15 protein-coding genes and 1 pseudogene are annotated in these 19,869 nt (G+C 40.9%); 12 read left to right on the forward strand and 4 right to left on the reverse strand.

Going from position 1 to position 19,869, the window contains the following annotated elements:
* The first annotated feature begins 14 nt into the window (after window positions 1-14).
* From DXB15_RS03040 to DXB15_RS03050, 3 genes are all read left to right on the forward strand, one after another.
* Window positions 15-1,379: a PFL family protein gene (locus tag DXB15_RS03040; protein ID WP_021737672.1), complete on the forward strand. Its 1,365-nt coding sequence runs from the start codon at window positions 15-17 to the stop codon at window positions 1,377-1,379.
* Between the two features lie 405 nt (window positions 1,380-1,784).
* Window positions 1,785-2,501 carry an IMP cyclohydrolase gene (locus DXB15_RS03045; protein WP_109214726.1) on the forward strand — a complete coding sequence of 239 codons (717 nt, stop codon included), beginning with the start codon at window positions 1,785-1,787 and terminating at the stop codon, window positions 2,499-2,501.
* 20 nt (window positions 2,502-2,521) lie between these two features.
* Window positions 2,522-3,700, forward strand: a complete 1,179-nt coding sequence (locus DXB15_RS03050; protein WP_118701983.1) for a phosphoribosylaminoimidazolecarboxamide formyltransferase — start codon at window positions 2,522-2,524, stop codon at window positions 3,698-3,700.
* 157 nt (window positions 3,701-3,857) lie between these two features.
* Here DXB15_RS03050 and DXB15_RS03055 read toward each other — a convergent pair whose 3' ends face one another.
* Window positions 3,858-5,177, reverse strand: coding sequence for an FtsW/RodA/SpoVE family cell cycle protein (locus tag DXB15_RS03055; RefSeq protein ID WP_118701984.1), 1,320 nt, complete (start codon window positions 5,175-5,177; stop codon window positions 3,858-3,860).
* Between the two features lie 2 nt (window positions 5,178-5,179).
* On the reverse strand, window positions 5,180-5,548 hold the full coding sequence (locus DXB15_RS03060; RefSeq protein ID WP_118701985.1) for a PadR family transcriptional regulator: 369 nt from the start codon (window positions 5,546-5,548) through the stop codon (window positions 5,180-5,182).
* A gap of 271 nt (window positions 5,549-5,819) precedes the next feature.
* Here DXB15_RS03060 and DXB15_RS03065 point away from each other — a divergent pair, with 271 nt between their 5' ends.
* The 6 genes and pseudogenes from DXB15_RS03065 to DXB15_RS03090 all read left to right on the forward strand — a co-directional run bounded on the left by DXB15_RS03065 (window position 5,820) and on the right by DXB15_RS03090 (window position 10,456).
* On the forward strand, window positions 5,820-6,014 hold the full coding sequence (locus tag DXB15_RS03065) for a hypothetical protein (RefSeq protein ID WP_118701986.1): 195 nt from the start codon (window positions 5,820-5,822) through the stop codon (window positions 6,012-6,014).
* Window positions 5,975-6,205, forward strand: coding sequence for a hypothetical protein (locus DXB15_RS03070; RefSeq protein ID WP_147404753.1), 231 nt, complete (start codon window positions 5,975-5,977; stop codon window positions 6,203-6,205). Before DXB15_RS03065 ends, DXB15_RS03070 begins: the two co-directional genes overlap by 40 nt.
* Before the next feature lie 31 nt (window positions 6,206-6,236).
* Window positions 6,237-7,229, forward strand: a complete 993-nt coding sequence (locus tag DXB15_RS03075) for an aldo/keto reductase (RefSeq protein ID WP_118701988.1) — start codon at window positions 6,237-6,239, stop codon at window positions 7,227-7,229.
* A 125-nt stretch (window positions 7,230-7,354) separates the two neighbouring features.
* Window positions 7,355-8,842: a hypothetical protein gene (locus tag DXB15_RS03080; RefSeq protein WP_118701989.1), complete on the forward strand. Its 1,488-nt coding sequence runs from the start codon at window positions 7,355-7,357 to the stop codon at window positions 8,840-8,842.
* Window positions 8,843-8,867: 25 nt separating this feature from the next.
* Window positions 8,868-9,047, forward strand: a pseudogene (locus DXB15_RS17835) (AlbA family DNA-binding domain-containing protein); the annotation flags it as partial.
* 146 nt (window positions 9,048-9,193) lie between these two features.
* Window positions 9,194-10,456 carry a DNA polymerase Y family protein gene (locus tag DXB15_RS03090; protein ID WP_243115590.1) on the forward strand — a complete coding sequence of 421 codons (1,263 nt, stop codon included), beginning with the start codon at window positions 9,194-9,196 and terminating at the stop codon, window positions 10,454-10,456.
* Between the two features lie 491 nt (window positions 10,457-10,947).
* Here DXB15_RS03090 and DXB15_RS03095 read toward each other — a convergent pair whose 3' ends face one another.
* Entirely contained in the window at window positions 10,948-14,412 is a 3,465-nt protein-coding gene (locus tag DXB15_RS03095) for a pyruvate carboxylase (RefSeq protein WP_118701990.1), read from the reverse strand.
* Between the two features lie 437 nt (window positions 14,413-14,849).
* Window positions 14,850-16,154: a tRNA(Met) cytidine acetate ligase gene (locus tag DXB15_RS03100; protein WP_118701991.1), complete on the reverse strand. Its 1,305-nt coding sequence runs from the start codon at window positions 16,152-16,154 to the stop codon at window positions 14,850-14,852.
* Window positions 16,155-16,512: 358 nt separating this feature from the next.
* Between DXB15_RS03100 and DXB15_RS03105 the strand changes: the two genes are divergently transcribed.
* The 3 genes from DXB15_RS03105 to DXB15_RS03115 all read left to right on the forward strand — a co-directional run bounded on the left by DXB15_RS03105 (window position 16,513) and on the right by DXB15_RS03115 (window position 19,862).
* Window positions 16,513-17,703, forward strand: a complete 1,191-nt coding sequence (locus DXB15_RS03105; protein ID WP_118701992.1) for an acetate/propionate family kinase — start codon at window positions 16,513-16,515, stop codon at window positions 17,701-17,703.
* A 281-nt stretch (window positions 17,704-17,984) separates the two neighbouring features.
* The gene (gene rpmF / locus DXB15_RS03110) at window positions 17,985-18,164 is read left to right on the forward strand and encodes a 50S ribosomal protein L32 (RefSeq protein WP_109216099.1); all 180 of its coding nucleotides are present in this window, start codon (window positions 17,985-17,987) and stop codon (window positions 18,162-18,164) included.
* Window positions 18,165-18,512: 348 nt separating this feature from the next.
* A complete protein-coding gene (locus DXB15_RS03115) occupies window positions 18,513-19,862 on the forward strand; it encodes an NUMOD1 domain-containing DNA-binding protein (RefSeq protein ID WP_118701993.1) in 1,350 nt (449 codons plus the stop codon).
* Window positions 19,863-19,869: the final 7 nt, after the last annotated feature.

Here is a 19,869-nt window from a genome sequence, read left to right on the forward strand (position 1 = left end):
GGAGATTACGACCAATGATAAATATGTTTGAAGTAAATGAGACGAACAAGATGATCGAGCAGGAAAATCTGGATGTTCGTACCATTACACTGGGAATCAGTTTATTAGACTGTATTGATTCTGATTTGGACAAAGTAAATCAGAACATTTACAATAAAATCACAACCTTAGCAAAAGATCTGGTAAAAACAGGTAAAACCATCGAAAACCGTTACAGTATTCCGATTGTAAACAAACGAATTTCGGTAACTCCGATCGCTATGATCGGTGCGGCTGCCTGCAAAAAGCCGGAAGATTATGTAACAATCGCACAGACTTTAGACCGTGTGGCTGCAGAAGTAGGTGTCAACTTTATCGGCGGATATTCCGCACTGGTAAGCAAAGGCATGACAACTGCTGACGAACTGTTGATCCGCTCCATTCCACAGGCACTTGCCTGCACCGAGCGTGTATGCAGCTCCGTAAACCTTGGTTCTACTAAGACCGGTATCAACATGGATGCAGTACGTCTCATGGGCGAGATCGTCAAAGAGACCGCAGAATATACAAAAGATGCAGATTCACTTGGATGCGCAAAGCTGGTAGTATTCTGTAATGCACCGGATGACAACCCATTCATGGCAGGTGCGTTCCACGGTGTGACAGAAGCAGATGCCATCATTAACGTAGGTGTCAGCGGACCGGGTGTTGTAAAGACTGCGCTGGAAAAAGTAAGAGGCGAGAGCTTCGAGGTGCTGTGTGAGACTATTAAAAAGACAGCATTCAAGATCACCCGTGTTGGTCAGCTGGTTGCAAAAGAAGCTTCCAAAATGCTTGGTATTCCGTTCGGAATCATTGATCTGTCTCTGGCTCCGACACCGGCAGTTGGCGACAGTGTAGCTGAGATTCTTGAGGAGATCGGTCTGGAGTATGCCGGAGCACCAGGTACAACCGCAGCATTAGCTATGCTGAACGATCAGGTGAAAAAAGGTGGTATCATGGCATCCTCCTATGTCGGCGGATTAAGTGGTGCGTTTATTCCGGTCAGCGAAGATCAGGGAATGATCGATGCAGTAAAAGCAAATGCGTTGACACTGGAAAAATTAGAAGCTATGACATGTGTATGCTCCGTTGGTCTGGATATGATCGCCATTCCGGGAGATACACCGGCAACAACGATTTCCGGTATTATTGCGGATGAAATGGCAATTGGTATGGTAAACCAGAAAACAACCGCAGTTCGCCTGATTCCGGTCATCGGAAAAGGCGTTGGCGAGATGGTAGAGTTCGGTGGATTGTTAGGTTATGCACCGATCATGCCGGTAAATCAGTATTCCTGCGCAAACTTTGTAAATCGTCAGGGACGTATTCCGGCTCCAATCCACAGCTTTAAAAATTAATTTATGGTTTACTTATTACCTGTATTCAGATAACAATCATGTATGCAAGAAAAATAAAATGGATACTTACATCCTCACAGCTTTACCGGCTGTGGGGATTTTTGTATTTTCCGGAAAAATATATTTACTGATGTTATCCTTAAAAGAATGATTGCATATATATTCCTTAGCAAATTTTATAGAAAAAATATATATTAATATTTCTAATAAAAATAAGTAAATAAATTAATGGTATTAATAAGAATCGATGGTTGTAAAAATATATTCTGCATGTTACACTTTGAATAGATGAGAAAAATTCACCGGATGATTCTATATTTCACGACAATATTTGAAAAAAGAATCCATGAATATTTCTATGATAATTAACCATGACAAGGGGTACCACACGAAGGAGGACATGATATGGAAATGCGTTCTATTGCAAAGCAGTTACAGGAGAATTCTTACCCGGGAAGAGGCATCATCATCGGTAAAACATCCGATGGAAGCAAAGCCGTTACCGCGTACTTTATCATGGGAAGAAGTGAAAACAGCAGAAACCGTGTATTTGTAGAGGACGGAGAAGGCATCCGTACACAGGCATACGATCCATCCAAACTGGAAGATCCAAGCCTGATCATCTACGCACCGGTTCGTGTATTGGGAAATAAAACAATCGTAACAAACGGAGATCAGACAGATACTATTTATGATCAGATGGATCGCCAGATGACATTTGAGCAGTCTTTACGCTGCCGTGAGTTTGAGCCGGACGGACCGAACTACACACCGCGTATTTCCGGTATCATGCATGTAGAAAACGGAAAATTCAGCTATGCAATGTCTATTTTAAAGAGCAACAACGGTAATCCGGAGGGATGCAATCGTTATACATTTGCTTATGAGACACCGGCTGCAGGCGAGGCACGTTTCATCCATACTTATATGAACGATGGCAACCCGCTGCCAAGTTTTGAGGGAGAGCCGGAGCTGGTAGATGTTGCAGATGACATTGATGAGTACACAAAACTTTTATGGGAGAGTTTAAATGCAGATAATAAAGTTTCACTGTTTGTACGTTATATCAACATCGCAGATGGTACTTATGAGACACGTATCGTAAACAAACATCAGGATTAATTTTTATCGGAGGAATCAGAATGAACGAATTAGAGTTAAAATATGGCTGTAACCCAAATCAGAAACCATCCCGTATTTATATGGAGAACGGTGCAGATCTGCCAATCAAAGTATTAAACGGAAAACCGGGATACATCAACTTCCTGGATGCTTTCAACGGCTGGCAGTTAGTACGTGAGCTGAAAGCAGCAACCGGACTTCCGGCAGCAACATCTTTCAAACACGTATCTCCGGCTGGCGCAGCAGTAGGACTTCCTTTGACAGAAACCGAGAGCAAAATCTACTGGGTAGATGATCTTGGTGAACTTTCTCCGCTGGCAAGTGCTTATGCAAGAGCCAGAGGTGCAGACCGTATGTCTTCTTTCGGTGATTTCATTTCTCTGTCTGATGTTTGCGATGCAAGTACAGCAAAAATCATCAAACGTGAAGTTTCCGATGGTGTGATCGCTCCGGGTTACGAGCCGGAAGCACTGGAAATCCTGAAAGCAAAAAAAGGTGGTAAATATAACGTCATCGAAATCGATCCAAATTACGTTCCGGACCCGATTGAGCACAAACAGGTATTTGGTGTGACTTTTGAGCAGGGAAGAAATGAACTGAAAATCGACCGCGATTTTCTTGGAAATATTGTGACAGAGAATAAAGAAATTCCGGATTCCGCAAAAATCGATCTGATCATTTCCCTGATCACTCTGAAATATACACAGTCTAATTCCGTATGCTATGCAAAAGGTGGACAGGCCATCGGAATTGGTGCCGGACAGCAGTCCAGAATTCATTGTACACGTTTAGCAGGACAGAAAGCAGATAACTGGTTCCTTCGTCAGGCTCCGCAGGTACTGAATCTTCAGTTTGTAGATGGTATCAAACGTGCAGACCGTGACAATGCCATCGATCTGTACATCGGTGATGAATACATGGATGTACTTGCGGATGGCGCATGGGAGAATATCTTTAAGGTAAAACCTCCTGTATTTACAGCAGAGGAGAAACGTGCATGGCTGGATAAAAATACAGATGTTGCACTGGGATCTGACGCATTCTTCCCGTTTGGCGACAACATCGAGCGCGCACACAAGAGTGGCGTGAAATATGTGGCTGAACCGGGCGGATCCATTCGTGATGATCATGTCATTGCTACCTGCAACAAATACAATATGGCAATGTGCTTTACAGGTATTCGTCTGTTCCATCACTAAAATATGTCAGCTTTCGCTGACCAGAATCACGCACAAAGTCTCACGTGCGTTCGACTTGAATGACAGAACAAAAATAGAATAAAAAAAAACATCCGGCAGAGGTCAGAAGCATCAAAGGTGCATCTGGAAATCTGCCGGATGTTTTTTACATTGTACGTTATTCCTGCTCAATTGTAAAATGGATACGCAGGTGTTTCTGTCTGGTTTCGTCAATGAGATTCTGATTTCGGTAGATACTCAGCAAAATACCAACAAATATATAGGAAATGATCGTAACGCTTCCACCATAGGAAAATAGTGGGAGAAATCCGTATGTCATTGGAATGAAACCAAGGTTCATAAGAAAATATTTGAAAACTTCTACGGTCAAAACCAGACTGCATCCTAGTCCGATAATCATACCAAGTTGATTTTTCTGGTTTAAAGCCAGATAAAACAGACGAACACAGAATACGATAAATAAAACTGCAAGAATACAGGCTGGAATAATACCATATCGTGATGTTACATTTACGACCATGTAATCACTGATCAGGGAATTCAGATCCATGATTAAAGTCGTACTGTGTCCAAATAAAGTACTTCTTGTCATTGCTTCATGCACCATAGACTGATTTGCATTTTCAACGGAAAACGGATAGATCCAGTTGGAAATGCGGGCAGAAACATACGGTGGGAACAGATTTGGAAATTTATACGGTACCAGCAAGGAAAGTGTTGGAATGCCAACTACGCACCCCCAGAGTATTGGTAAAACGATTCTTTTGTGAACCGGATACCAATTGTTACAAATTACCACAGTAACGAGTACGGCGCTTATAAATGCAAGAACCAGTTTATAAGATGAAAAGAACCATTGGTAACGCATTAGCAGGATAGATGCAAGCATAAATCCAACAGGAATCAGCAGATGATACCAGCTTCGTTTTCGAAATTTGTACAGTAATCCGCAAAAAATGGGGATACTGAGCAGATAAGGAATTGTTACCGCATTGGAAAAGAGGTGTACAAATTGCATATCCTGCAAAAAAAGAAATCCGAGATAAAGGATGGCCAGTATACCAGAGTATCGAAAAATCCGGCTGTAATCTATTTTGCAGATAAAAAGCATGATTCCAAATCCGATCATCAGATAAATAATCTGTTTTCTTAAAAGTGAAATAGTTGAAAAATCCGAAGTTCCCTTGCAAATCATTCCAATCATAAACACTCCAAACACGGAGATCATGGCTGTTAGAATGACCATACTCCAGGACATTTTCGGTTTGTGAACGGCATCCAGTGACACACCTGTTTCCACTGGATCACCCATATCCAGCACAGCTCTGCGTTCCGCATCATAAGCCGTTAGTCCCTGAGCACGGTAGGCCTCTTCCTGATCTTCGATGTGAGAGGTGATTTCATGCGCTACCAATTCTTTTGCACGTTTGTTTCGAATTTGTTCCAGCAGCAGTTCCATATATCGTTTTTTGCTCATACCTAGCCCTCCATCTGTGGTTTCAATACTGGAAAGATGGTATTTCGATCAGCTGTCAGGATATTAGCAACAGCTGAAGAATATTCTTTCCATTCTTCTTTTTTCTGAGAGAGAAAATTTTTCCCGTTTTTTGTCAGCGAATAATATTTTCGTGTTTTCTGGCCGATGGAATCTTCGTAAGAAGAAACATAGCCTTTTTCTTCCAGAGAGTGAAGTAGCGGGTAAAGAGTGCCTGCCTTCAATTGAAATACATTCTGGGATTTTTCCTGTAATGTTTCAATCATTTCGTAACCGTACATGTCTTTTTCGTCCAAAAGCCGTAAAATCAGCATTGTAGTGCTTCCGGAAATCAGACTTTTGTCTACTGCCATAAGTGAATCCTCCTTTGAAATAGATGTGGTTATCGGAATTTAGTCAAGTAAAAATTCTTTGAAATAAGTGTATTACCTAAATTTAGCCAATTACATCCACGCGTGTATTTTAATATCAAATTATATATAGATTATCTATATATAATATATATCGGGCATCTATATATGTCAAGGTTGGAATTTAGAAAAATATGTGAATTGGAAAATGAAGAAAATTGTATTATACTGTAAAAATAGAATGTGAGAATGTATGGCAAGAGGAGAAGATTAGATGAAATACTTAAAGATATTACATCTGGAAGATAATGCCATGAAACAGACGGCTATTGCAAGAGTGCTGCATGATGTATGTGAGGCAGAAATCGATTGGGTAACGGATGTGGCATCTGGTATGAAAAAAATAGAAGAGATTAAAGAGCAGGGGATATGTATGATCTGGCAATCACAGACATGCAGTATCCGCTAAAAAAAGGTACTGGAATCGACGAAGATGCCGGGGAAGTATTTATTGGTCAGATGAAGGATCAAAATGTGGAAATTCCTATCATAGTGTGTTCCAGTATGCGGCTGAGGATACGGGAAGTCTATGGATGCGTGTGGTATCATGAACGAAATGACTGGGAAATGGAACTTCGTGGAATGGTGAGAAACTTGTAGCAACATAGATATAGTGGAGGAGTGAGAAATAATGGAGGATATTCAAAAAGCAGGAAACGAGTGTCGTTATGGAAAAATACCAGGACTGAAAAAAATAGTTTCACGCATGATCTTTGGCACAGCCATTGGTCCGATGATAGAAGGAAAAAATACAGATGAGCTATTAGATGCAGCGTTGACAAAAGGAATCAATACATTTGATACTGCCAGAGGCTATGAACGGGCAGAAGAATCGCTTGGCAGCTGGATGAAACGACGTGGCAACAGAGATCAGGTAGTGATAATCAGTAAATGTGGAAATTGTGATTCGGACGGTTCCGTGTGTGTAAACCGTAAGGTGATCGAAACAGAACTGGCTGAGAGCCTGCAGGCATTACAGACAGATTACATTGACATTTATCTTTTACATCGTGATGATCCAAAGACACCGGTCAGTGAAATGATCGATACCTTAAATGAATTACAAAAAGCAGGAAAAATCAAAGTATTTGGTGTATCAAACTGGACGCATGAGAGAATCGAAGAAGCAAATAGTTATGCAGAAGAACATCATCTTCAGGGATTTTCCGTTTCCAGTCCTCATTTTGGCTTGGCAGAACAGGTTGCTGATCCATGGGGCGGTGACTGTGTGACCATAACCGGGAAACAGAATGAAGTTGCCAGAAACTGGTATCAGGAAAATCAGATGCCGATCATTGCGTATTCCAGTCTGGCGCGTGGGTTAATGGCTGGCAGAATCAAAAGCAGTCAGGAAGCACAGGCGGTAGAAATCTTAGATCCATTTTGCGTGAAAGGCTATGTTTGCCATGATAATTTTAAACGTCTGGTCCGTTGCGAAGAACTGGCAGAGAAAAAAGGCTGCACTGTGTCACAGATTGCACTTGCGTGGATGTTTCAGCAGGGACTGAATATGTATGTGCTTGTGAGTACGACAAAGGCATTCAGGCTGGAAGAAAATCTGCGTGCATTTACAGTGGAATTATCTGAGGATGAAATTCGGTATCTGAACTTGCAGGAAGAATAATAAAGACATTGATTAAGATAAACGATAGGAATAAGTCGCTTTTTGTTGCTAACTAAGGAGAAAGTATGCGGAAATGATTTCGGGTAGTTACTGAATTTACATTTTGAAAAGTTGGGAGAAAAACTGTGACACAACGTGAGGAGATGGCAAAAAAGTTAAAGAAAATATTGTCCATACATTCAATAGAGGAAAAAGAATCTGAACGGCTTCCGGAATTTACAGAGCCTTTTCGCTTTCAGAGTACATTATTTCAACAATGTCAAAATGCGGCGGATGAATTAAGTTATCTGGGAAGTTGTTTATCCTGTGAAAGTGGAGATTTTTCCAATATGTTCCATGGAATTTATCAGGGAAATCGCCTGAATTTTGCATCAAGTGCAACTTTAGATGGAGGATGTAATCATGTGCGCTTCTTTGGCGCATCAGTAACCGCGTTAGCCTGTAATGACAAGGAATTTGTAGAAAAAGCGATGCCGTATAGTCTTGGCCTTTGTGGCACAGCAGTTCCATATGATACGATTCCGAATCTGTTTATGGGAATATTCTACAAAGATGAAACTATGATGGGTGAAGCTCTTGCATTGGTGGAAAAATTTCAAAAACGAAAACAGCGCAAGTACGATCTTCTGATCGTACAGTATTTTGTAGATCTGTGGGAAAAACGTACAGAAAATCTGACAGAACTTATAGAACAAATCTGTATAGAAGAACAGCGGGTGACAGAAAATACTACATATATCGGTTATGGAAATGAAAAATACAATAAAGTGATGAATATTTTTGTGCATGGTCTGTTTGCTCTGGCAGAGCATTATCTTGGAGCAGAATTATTTGAGACATTAGCGCTTCCAAATGCAAAATCATTCTGCAAAGAATATGAGTTGTATCGACGAGGACAAACGCAGGATAGAAGACTTCTGGTAAATTATCCTGAAAACTACGGGTATCTGAATCAGATTCCAGATTTAATTCCTCAAATTACATTAAAAGAAAGCGGGAAGAAGAAATGTATTGTAGATACAGAGTTATTTGCTGATGAGCTTTTTCAGAAAGTGTACGCGCCTGGCAAGTTACAACACATCATAAAACGTGATATTGCCTGGATTGCAGCGTGGGGAACGACAGATGAGTTTATGCAGAAATTTCAAGAAGAAGATGAAGCGCGGTACTTTTATGACAGAGGCCTGATATATTATGCACTTTCTAATTCGGATATGGGGAGCTGTTATGAAATATCTTCGTTTTTACTGTCAAGATGTAATAAGGATAAGAAAAATTGTATTTTAGAAAAGAAAACAAGAGATTTTGATGGACCATATCATACTTTATTCCAAAGAAAAAATTGCGATGTTTTACAGACAGCGGAACTTTGTGATCGACTGTTTAAAGCTGGTTCGGATCCTAATCAGGAAGGGGAGAAAAATATACTTCCAATTGAACTGATGATGGCGTTGCCATTTGCGGAAGAAGATTTACAGCCGCTATATGATTTTTGGATGAAGTTGCCAGTAGTAGATTTGAAATTGTATACATTTGATGGGAAGCAGCCAATTGATTTTGCTAAAAAATATAAGCGAAAAAAATTAGCTGCTTGGATAAAGGAACAGTTATAAAAAAATGTAGAGGGTGAGTATCCATATGAATATTAGAGAGTTGATTGGAGAAGCAACAGAATATGATAAAAAGCTGGAGGTTGAAATAAAGAAACCAAAAAGCTGGTGCAAAAGTGTCAGTGCGTTTGCCAATACGCTAGGTGAAAAATTGATTTTTGGAATTGCGGATGAAGGGCAGATGTATTCTCCGGGTGGAATGCCGGATGGTTCTGTGATACAGGAAGACTCATATATTACCCAAAAGCGAATGGTAGAATTGTTAGGGCTTTCAAGAAGAACTGTTCAACGATTAACAGAAACTATGATAACAGATTATGTAATTAGTCGAGTGGGATCTAAGAGAACTGGACAATGGGAGATACTATGATTGTAAACGATAATGCTATCATATTTCATATTGATGTAAATTCCGCCTATTTAAGCTGGAGTGCATTGCGGGAATTACAAAATGGCAGCACACAGGATCTGCGCACGATTCCATCCATTGTAGGCGGTGATCAGGAAACACGTCATGGAATCGTTGTCGCAAAATCCATTCCGGCAAAAGTATTTGGCATCCAGACAGCAGAAACCGTTGCCAGTGCATTTCAAAAATGTCCGACACTTGTGATGGTTCCTCCGGATCACACCTATTACCGGGAAATGAGTCAGAAACTGATGCGTCATCTGCGCAGTATTTGTGATGAAATTGAGCAGGTCAGCATCGATGAATGTTATATGTCCTTTGAACCGATTCGAGGGCGATTTCCAAGCCCAGAGGCAGCAGCGACCTATATTAAGGACAGCGTGTATGATACCTTTGGATTTACGGTAAATGTAGGAATTTCGGACCGAAAAGTACTGGCAAAAATGGCATCAGATTTCAAAAAGCCAAATTTAGTTCATACCTTATATGTAAGTGAAATCCAGAGAAAACTTTGGCCATTGCCAATTGCTTCCCTACATATGTGTGGAAAAAGCAGTGCAAAATTGTTACAGAAAATGGGAATCCGCACGATCGGAGATCTGGCGCGCACCGATAAAGCGGTGGTAGAAAGTTGGCTGAAAAGTCATGGTGGAATGCTCTGGAATTATGCAAACGGCATCGATGACGGACAGGTTGTAAAAGAAAAACCAAAGGCAAAGGGAGTGGGAAATTCCATAACACTGGCCAACAATGCGGAAACAGAAGAAGAGGCATACACCGTATTAAAAGAATTGGCAGTCAGTGTATCACAACGTCTGAAAAAGCATCATTTTCTTGCGGCGCAGATCAGTACGGAGATCAAATATGCATCATTTCGTTCCGTATCACATCAGACAACCATACTGACTCCGACAGCAGAAGAAACGGAAATCTATCAATGTGCCTGTCAGCTGTTTAATGAACTCTGGGACGGTGAACCAATCCGATTACTTGGCATTCGAACTACCAAATTGCAGGATGAAGAAGAACCGACCCAGATCAGTCTGTTTGATCTTGGAAAATACCAGGAGCAGGAAAAACAGGAAGAACTGAGACGTGAAAAAGAAGAACAGAAACAGAAAAAACTGGCAAGCCTGGACGATGCCATTGCAAAGATTAAAAAACGTTATGGGGACAATGCGATTCACAAGGGAGCTGAGACTAAATAGTACAATTTCGATAAATAAGTAATGTTTAAGGGAGATATGCTTCGTTTATTAGGAGAGAAGCTAGTGCGCCAGTGGCTTCGCTTCATCTCAGTCTGAGTTGAGACTCCCACTTCTGCAAGTGGTGAGTAGTAACAAGTATTTCTCAGTGGGAGTTCAATCTCCGACTGAGATAAATGCTCCGCGAGGATGTGCAGTGATTCTGAAAAGAAGATGTCAGCTTGCGCTGACCAGAATCACGCACCAAGTCTCACGTGCGTTCGACTTGAAAGCGTAGAAAACAGGAGTTAAAAGAAAACTACACAACAAGACGGTAGGGTGAATTTTCGTAAGCTCAGCTGCGCCTAGCCCGACTTTCGCAGTGTGTCTGAATACGCCGGTTTTGCGTATGAGTTCGCGGAGAAAGTCGGAAATAAGCGGCGCAGTTGAGATAGAAAAGCACCCGTGTCTGTTGTGTAGTTTTCTTATATTAATCCGTTTTCGGACGTCATACTTTATTTCGCAATATGAAAGGAAATCAACAGATCATCCTGTGATACCGTATCACCTTGCTGTACATAAATTTTGTCGACCGTACCAGTAATCTTGGACACAACCGTTGTCTCCATCTTCATAGCCTCTACAGTAAGCAGCGGCATATTCTCTGTTACCGCATCGCCTTCTTTTACAAGCACTTTTCCAACTGTACCCGGGATAGAAGAACCAAGGTGCTGTGGATTTGTCTTGTCTGCTTTCAGCTTGCGGTCCGCTTTGATTTCAAGGTTCTTATCCTGAATCTTGACAGTACGAAGCATACCATTTACCTGGAACGTCAGAGTACGGATACCATTTTCATCCGGTTCGCCTTCCTCCAGATATTTGATCAGAAGCTGTTTTCCCTCACCGATATTCAGGTAAGTTTCCTCACCTTTGCGTAATCCGTAGAAGTAAACGTGGCTCTCCAGACGGGTTACATCATTGTACATCTGGAAATGCTCACAGTAGTCTTCGTAAACCTTCGGATACAGCGCATAACTGATGGCTTTCTGGTTCATAACTTCTTCGGATTTATCACCATAATTGTATTTCTCAATCAGATGCTTCTTGATTGCCTCAAAATCAACCGGTGGGAGAGATTTACCCGGGCGGTCTGTCAGCGGTTCAATGTCTTTCAGAACGATCTTCTGAAGCTCTTTCGGGAATCCGCCATAAGGCTGTCCCATCATACCCTGGAAGTAGGATACGACAGAATCCGGATAGGAGAGTCCGGCACCAGCCGTCAGGATATTCTCTTTTGTCAGACCGTTTTTAAACATAAAGATGGCCAGATCGCCGACCGCTTTGGAAGTCGGAGTAACTTTTACGATATTTCCAAGCAGATCGTTGGCATCTTTGTATAATGCTTTGATGGACTCAAATTCATCTGCAGAACCCATGCTTGTAACCTGAGCTAACAGGTTGGAGTACTGTCCACCAGGAATCTCATATTTGTAAATCTCAGCATTCGGAGCTTTCATATCACTCTCAAACTGCTCGTAAACTTTACGGATGCGTCCGTAGTAACGGCTGAGCTCATCCAGTTCTTCAAAATCAAGACCGGTATCACGTTTGCTTCCGCGCAGAGCTTCTACGACAGCATTCATAGAAGGCTGACTTGTCATGGAAGACATAGACTCAATGGCCAGATCCACGATATCCACACCAGCTTCTGCGGCCATCAGAACCGTGCTGACACCGTTTCCGGTAGAATCGTGTGTATGTAAATGGAGCGGTACATGAAGTTCCTGTTTCAGAGCAGTTACCAGTTCTTTTGCGGCACGCGGTTTTAACAGTGCGGCCATATCTTTGATTGCAATGGAATGGCATCCTAAGGACTCCAGTTCCAGAGCCATTTTTACATAATAATCCAGTGTATATTTTGTCTCTGTCGGGCTTGTGATATCGCCGGTGTAGCAGATGGTTCCTTCTACGATTTTGCCGGTTTTTAAAGCTTCCTCAATCGGCATTTTCATATTTTCCACCCAGTTTAAACTGTCGAAAATACGGAACACATCAATACCATGAGCAGCAGAAATTTTGATAAACTCCTGAACCACATTGTCCGGATAGTTGCTGTATCCGACGGCGTTAGAAGCACGCAGCAGCATCTGGATCAGTGTGTTTGGCATACGTTCTCTTAAAAGTTCCAGACGTTTCCACGGAGATTCTTTCAAGAAACGGTAAGCGGTATCGTAAGTAGCACCACCCCATGCCTCAACAGAAAATGCATTCTGCATGTATGCGTTTGTAGCGTAAGCAGCACCGCACAAATCTTTACTTCTCATACGGGTTGCCATCAGAGACTGCTGAGCGTCACGCATGGTAGTATCTGTAACGTATAATTTATCTTCTTTCAGAATTTTCTGCATGAAACCTTCTGCACCAAGTTTCAGGAACTCATCACGGGCACCATATACCGGTTTTGACTGATCCAGTTTCGGAAGCACACGGTTCTCATAGTGCGGTTTTTCACCTTTCTGGGAGTTAACGATACGGTCGCCGATAAACTCAATGATCTTAGTCGCACGATCCTGACTCTGTGTGAGCTGGAACAGCTCCGGTGTCTCCTCAATGAAAGTGGTATAACATTTTCCGGCAATGAAAGTCGGATGATGCAGTACATTGATCAGGAACGGGATATTTGTTTTAACACCACGGATACGCATTTCCTGTAATGCACGGATGGATTTGCGTACAGCACCTTCAAAGGTACGGTCGATGGAAATTGCTTTTACCAGAAGGCTGTCGTAATAAGGAGAGATGACAGCGCCGGTGTAAGCATTACCGCCGTCCAGACGGATACCTTTTCCGGAACCGGAACGGTAAACAGTGATCTCACCGGTATCAGGCATGAAGTTGTTTGCCGGATCTTCGGTGGTAACACGGGTCTGGATGGAATAACCGATGCAGTGGATGTCGTCCTGAGATTTGATGTTGATCTCATCGGAATCCAGCGGATATCCTTCCGCTACCAGAATCTGGGACTGTACCAGATCGATATTTGTAATTTCTTCGCTGACGGTATGCTCTACCTGAATACGCGGGTTCATTTCGATAAAATATGGATGGTTGTCTGCATCAACCAGAAATTCCAGTGTACCGGCGTTGCGGTAGCCAACTGCTTTGGAGAGGCGGATGGCAGAGTCAAAAATTGTTTTACGGGTTTCTTCCGGAATGGAAAATGCCGGTGCATACTCAACGACTTTCTGATGACGTCTCTGTACGGAACAGTCACGGTCAAAAAGGTGAACAACGTTTCCGTAATTATCGCCTAAAATCTGAACTTCGATATGTTTTGGCGCGCGCAGATATTTCTCAATGAAGATCTTGTCATCACCAAACGCTTTTTTAGACTCATTTTTTGCTTCGTTAAATTCTTTTTCCAGATCTTCCATCGCGTTTACGATACGCATACCACGTCCGCCACCGCCGTTGGAAGCTTTCAGCATGATTGGAAAACCAACCTCTGCTGCGATTTTTGTTGCTGTATCAATATCTTTAATTGCGTAGTCAACACCAGGAATAATCGGTACCTGGGCATCGATTGCCATTTTCTTGGAAGAAATTTTGTCACCCATTGCATTCATGATCTGACTGGAAGGTCCGATAAATACAATGCCGTTTCTTTCACAGGCATCTACAAAATCCGGATTCTCTGATAAAAATCCGTATCCCGGATGGATAGCGTCAACGTTTGCTGCCAGAGCAATCTTGATGATAGTATCAATGTCAAGATATGCGTCGATCGGTCCTTTTTCCGGATTCAGCGGATAGGATTCATCTGCTTTGGAACGGAAGAGTGCATAACGGTCTTCCTTGGAATAAATGCTGACGGTTGTAATTTCCAGCTCGTTCAAGGCTCGGAATACACGAATGGCGATTTCACCACGATTTGCTACCAGAACTTTTTTGAACTTTCTGATCTGTACCTGATTGTTCATGTGTCATACTCCTTTTTATCAATTGAAATAATTTTCCCCTTAGTGTCTTAGAACGACACCATGTTTAAAAGTATATGGAAGTTGAAAGAAAAATGCAAGAGAAAAAGTGAAAAAATTCAAAAAAGTATGAAAAAATGATAATGTTAAATAAATAACAAGGAAAAATGCAGGAAATAATGCTGGATAATTCAAAAAATAAAGTAAAAAATGTATACTATGCAAGATTTACTGCATGATAGTAACGTGATGATGCCATAGAAAATGCATGAAACGATGATGAAAATGCAAAAGATTTGTTGAAAAACAAGAGAAGAATTCGTTGCTTTTGGAGGATACGATGTAAAATTTACAGTGAATGTAAATGAAAATATGCGTGTGACTCTGACAAATGTGAATTGGGGTAAATGTTCAGAATCACAGCGCATTTAGTATAGAAATTATAAAATAATTAAAGGTTCGCGGTATTCGTTTTTTCGTTGGATACCGGATTTCTTAAAAAGAATCCGGTTGTATAAATTAGCTGCATAAACATCGAGATCCAGAAGTTTCTGCTGTTCTGGCGTTAAGTTCTGGCGTTCTTTTACAATTTTGCGCAGAAGCGGAATCTGACTGTGTGCCTGCAATTCCTTCAGTAAAGGTGAAGCATCTTTTCGGAAACCAAGGATGCGGGCATACGGCGCATAATAGTAAGTTTTGGCAGCATTCAGAAGTTCACCATCAATGCCAAGTAAGGCGTGCAGCAAATAGCGGCTGATGGCTGTGTAGGTCTGGTTTTTGGTCTTTAAATCGGACACAAATTCAGACCAGCAGGTAAATGATTCCAGTTTATTTGCAATGCGCTGTGTCAGATCAGAACGTGTGGTATCGGCGTCAGATGCAGTCGGATGCAGAAGTTGTCGCTGAAGTTCATAATATAACAAGTCAGAAAAATCATCTTCCTGTAAAAATGCATGGCTTTCATATGCAGTCAGCAGCAGTTCGCGAACGGAATCAGGAACCGTGCGTGTCAGCATTTGATTCAACGTATCAAAATTGTTTTTCTGGTCAGAGGTATCCTGAAAAATAAATTTACGCAGGGCAGAAGCACTGGCAAGCGCCGTATCTGTATCCGCATCATGATAGCCTGCACCGGTTCGGGTAACGACAGATGGTGTCAGTTTGCAGTTATGCCGACGGATTGCTTTCATATATTCAATGGCAAGAATATTATTTGGTGAGGCAAGCAACTGTTCAAACTGAGCAAGCGTTTGGCTGTCCATTGAATGATGCTTGGCTTGCTGCAGACAGGTGAGTGCAGCTTTTGCCCGGGCTGCCGGAAAACTACAACCGGATTTTAAGGCCTGATCCAGATATTCCTGAAATATAGGCGGCTCAAATGCAAAAAAGTCAGCTAATCTGCCAAGCAGATTGACATCAGAAGCTGTGTTTGCTTCTGCGCCAAAACTGATCTGAGACACGACACCAAGCGCGTTCAACAGGCAGACACCACCCTGTGCAAAATTTTCCGCACTGGAAGTGGCGGTGATTACCGGCAATTCAATGACCAAGTCGATTCCATTTTCCAGAGCCATTTTTGCACGATCGTATTTGTTTAACAGGGCAGGGGCACCACGCTGGACAAAGTCTCCGCTTATGACGGCAATGCAGTAATCGGCATCTGTATTTTTCCGTGTTTCTTCTATATGAAATGCGTGTCCGTTATGGAACGGATTGTATTCTGCAATGATTCCGGTGACGTTCATAGTATCTGATACTCCTGAGTTTTGAAAAAAATTGTATTGTGGGCAATGTAAGTATTACCAGAGCGCACCACAGTACTTTTGGATAAGAAAAAGCATAGCATGAATCATACAGAAAAACAAATAAAATTGTGAGGAAAATTTGCAAGAAAACGTATGTTAAGTTCACACGAGCCATTCGTAAAACCCCCTTGATGAGTGAATTGTAACAGGTAATATTATGTATGAAAACAAATGCAATAGAAAAAACTTACAAAAAACCAGTTGGTAACCTCTTGCGAAACAGAAAATTTGAGATATAATAGAAAAGACAGGTATTTTGACGGAAAGTCAAAGTGAAAATGAAGGGAGAACATAAATAATGAACGTATTAGTAATTAACTGTGGTAGTTCATCGCTGAAATATCAGCTGATCAACTCTGATACAGAGGCAGTACTTGCAAAAGGTCTTTGCGAGAGAATTGGTATTGACGGAAGACTTACATATCAGAAAGCAGGTCTTGACAAAGAGATTACAGAGGCTCCAATGCCTACACATAAAGAGGCTATCCAGCTTGTACTTGACGCTCTTGTAAATGAGAAAACAGGTGCAATCGCAAGCCTTGCAGAAGTAAATGCAGTGGGACATCGTATCGTACACGGTGGTGAGAAATTCGCTTCTTCAGCAGTTATCACACCAGAGATGCTTGCAGCAGTAGAAGAGTGTAACGATCTTGCACCGCTTCACAACCCGGCAAACTTAATCGGTATTCGTGCTTGCCAGGATCTGATGCCAGGCGTACCGATGGTAGGTGTATTTGATACTGCTTTCCATCAGACAATGCCAGAGAAAGCATATCTCTATGGACTTCCATATGAGTACTATGAGAAATATAAAGTAAGAAGATACGGCTTCCACGGAACAAGCCACAGCTTCGTATCCAAACACGTTGCTGAGTTTCTTGGCAAAGATCTTAACGATTCCAAGATCATCGTTGCTCACCTTGGAAATGGTGCTTCCATCAGTGCTGTATTAAATGGCAAATGCGTAGATACATCCATGGGCCTTACACCATTGGAAGGTCTTGTAATGGGAACACGTTCCGGTGATATCGATCCGGCTATCATGGAGTTCATCGCTAAAAAAGAGAACCTTGATATCGCAGGTGTTATGAATGTATTAAATAAAAAATCCGGTGTACAGGGTATTTCCGGACTTTCCAGTGATTTCCGTGACCTTGAGGAAGGTATGGAAGCTGGAAATGAGCGTGCAGCAGCAGCTATCGAAGTATTCAGCTACCGCGTAGCAAAATACATCGGTTCTTATGTAGCAGCAATGAACGGTGTAGACGTGATCGCATTTACAGCAGGTATCGGTGAGAACGCTCCGATCGTTCGTTCTAAAGTATTAGCATACCTTGGATACCTCGGAATTACAGTAGATGAGGAAGCAAACGGCAAGAGAGGCGATGACATCGTAATCTCTACTCCGGATTCCAAAGTTACAGTTTGTGTCATCCCGACAAACGAAGAGCTTGCAATCGCAAGAGAGACAGTAGCATTAGTAAAGTAATTGTTTCAGTTCACTCATCACATGTATTCAGGTAATGATCATGCTTGCATGAGGAATTACCTGAATACATAGTGATGAAGGGAGCGCCTTTTTATGAGCAAAAATAGGAGCGTAGCTACGGAGAAGCCCGAAGGGCGTTTTGCGAATGGCGCGTGTGAACTGAAACTTTATTACACAAAATACAAAAAATCTGTTGACAAAGGATGATGTTCTGTGTATAATCAACTGAGTGTGATTCAGAACAATTCACTTAGATTCAGATAAATTGGAGGTGTAACGAAATGTCTATTTGTCCAAAAAATAAATCTTCCAAAGGTAGAAGAGATAGAAGAAGAGCAAACTGGAAAATGTCTGCTCCGACTTTAGTAAAATGCAGCAAATGTGGCGAACTTATGGTTCCACACAGAGTATGCAAATCCTGTGGTTCTTACAATAAAAAAGAGATCATCGCAGTTGACTAATTGTCGAAATATGTAATGAAAGTAAGGAGTTGAGAGAAATCTCAGCTCCTTTTTTTCGTGTAAATAACACATGATTCATCTTTTAATCTGGTTTAGGGGATTCTTTAAATGTAGAAATGAAGAAGATGCAAAAAGGTGTGTGGAAGCGAGAATGAATACACATTTGCCGAAAATATTGCAGATGAAACTGATGGTGGAGGCGATACGGGAGTGTTGTAAAAAATAAAATAATAGAGAAGAAAAAGATGTTGTCAGAAAATTAATATCGGCGGCATCTTTTTTCGTTTGTATACTTGTAAATTGACAGGGGTATCAAAAATGTTATAATAATATACGGAGGTGGCGATTGTGGAAAAAATATGTATTGTGGATCAAAATCGGTGTCCGATATGTGGACAACGTATGATTATTGTTGATAATCAATGTAAATTTTGTAATGTAGAGATTCGAAAAATTAACATAAATAGGATACGTAATTCTGATTTCTTGAGGGGAGTGTGTAAGTATGATGTACATGGGAATTTAGTTCATATTTATAAAAATGTATATGAATGTTATCCGGTTGATTCGAAGAAAAGTAAGAAAATGCGTGCGAAAGTGATTGAGGCATGTAATGGAAAAGTAACACGATTTGAGGGATTTCAATGGCGTTTTGCAGATGAAAAAGTGGAAGTTTCAGAGCTGAAAAGTAATGGATCAGCAAAAAAAGTTATACAAGTGGGATTTGATGGAAAAGTAATTGCTGAATATCAAACTATTGGAGAGGCTCAAACAAATTTGGGGTACACATATGCAACTATAACAAAAGCATGTAAAAGAAAAGTACCTCCGCAAAATGCAAAGTATTTTCTGTTTTTTAAAGTGGATTATTGTGATAAAGTTTTTGAAAATGCCTATAAAAACTATTTAAAGAGAATAGTACAGGTGAAAGTATATAATCAAGAAAAAGATAAAATAGGGGTATATGATACTTATGAGGATGTAGCAAGGGCTTTGAATATTTCCGCTACTTCTGTTAGTAATTGGTGTAATGGAAAATGTAAACCAAGTGGAAAATTTGCAGGTTTTGCGTTTGAAATAATTGGCGCAACAACGGGAGATGATAAAACATGTATGAATAGTTGTAAAAAAACTGAGGCGGAGACCTGTTCTGTCGCTTTGGAAAATCGGAATTTAAGGTGTAAAAATAATGAATTACTGCATGAAGTAGAAGAATTAAGAAAGAACAATGAGAAATATTATATAGATACCATAGCGTTAAAAAAAGATATTTATGAATTGCAACATCAATATCAAAGGAGAGAACCTGTTTTGGATAAGCGGGTACATTTCATGATGCCTATTGGCGATTTTATCAAAACATTTGTTGATACGAAAGAAATCGCTGGAGTGTGTGTATATGTGTTATGTGATGAAAACGGGAGAAGGTATGTTGGGCAAAGTAATAGAGATAATTATAGTAGAATAAAAGAACATTTTGATGGAACTTCAAAAGATAGAATATATGAGTCATATTTGAAAGGTATTAAATTCTATGTAGAGCAAATTGTTGTGGGGTGGAAAGATATAGACATATTTAATGTAAATGATGCGGAAACATATTATATAGCTCATTTTGATTCCTTTAATAATGGATATAATCAAACAAAGGGAAATCACCAAACAAATAAAGCAAAGATAGATGTACTAGAATCTTAAATTGAAT

This window comes from Roseburia sp. OM02-15 (assembly GCF_003481835.1).
Taxonomy (GTDB): domain Bacteria; phylum Bacillota; class Clostridia; order Lachnospirales; family Lachnospiraceae; genus Eubacterium_I; species Eubacterium_I ramulus_A.

Coding starts and splice junctions, on each gene's coding strand:
- DXB15_RS03050 (WP_118701983.1), top strand. CDS start 2,522: ATGAACGAATTAGAGTTAAAATATGGCTGTAACCCAAATCAGAAACCA.
- DXB15_RS03090 (WP_243115590.1), top strand. CDS start 9,194: ATGGGAGATACTATGATTGTAAACGATAATGCTATCATATTTCATATT.
- DXB15_RS03060 (WP_118701985.1), bottom strand. CDS start 5,548: ATGGCAGTAGACAAAAGTCTGATTTCCGGAAGCACTACAATGCTGATT.
- DXB15_RS03070 (WP_147404753.1), top strand. CDS start 5,975: ATGTATGATCTGGCAATCACAGACATGCAGTATCCGCTAAAAAAAGGT.
- rpmF (WP_109216099.1), top strand. CDS start 17,985: ATGTCTATTTGTCCAAAAAATAAATCTTCCAAAGGTAGAAGAGATAGA.
- DXB15_RS03095 (WP_118701990.1), bottom strand. CDS start 14,412: ATGAACAATCAGGTACAGATCAGAAAGTTCAAAAAAGTTCTGGTAGCA.
- DXB15_RS03100 (WP_118701991.1), bottom strand. CDS start 16,154: ATGAACGTCACCGGAATCATTGCAGAATACAATCCGTTCCATAACGGA.
- DXB15_RS03040 (WP_021737672.1), top strand. CDS start 15: ATGATAAATATGTTTGAAGTAAATGAGACGAACAAGATGATCGAGCAG.
- DXB15_RS03055 (WP_118701984.1), bottom strand. CDS start 5,177: ATGAGCAAAAAACGATATATGGAACTGCTGCTGGAACAAATTCGAAAC.
- DXB15_RS03065 (WP_118701986.1), top strand. CDS start 5,820: ATGAAATACTTAAAGATATTACATCTGGAAGATAATGCCATGAAACAG.
- DXB15_RS03105 (WP_118701992.1), top strand. CDS start 16,513: ATGAACGTATTAGTAATTAACTGTGGTAGTTCATCGCTGAAATATCAG.
- DXB15_RS03045 (WP_109214726.1), top strand. CDS start 1,785: ATGGAAATGCGTTCTATTGCAAAGCAGTTACAGGAGAATTCTTACCCG.
- DXB15_RS03075 (WP_118701988.1), top strand. CDS start 6,237: ATGGAGGATATTCAAAAAGCAGGAAACGAGTGTCGTTATGGAAAAATA.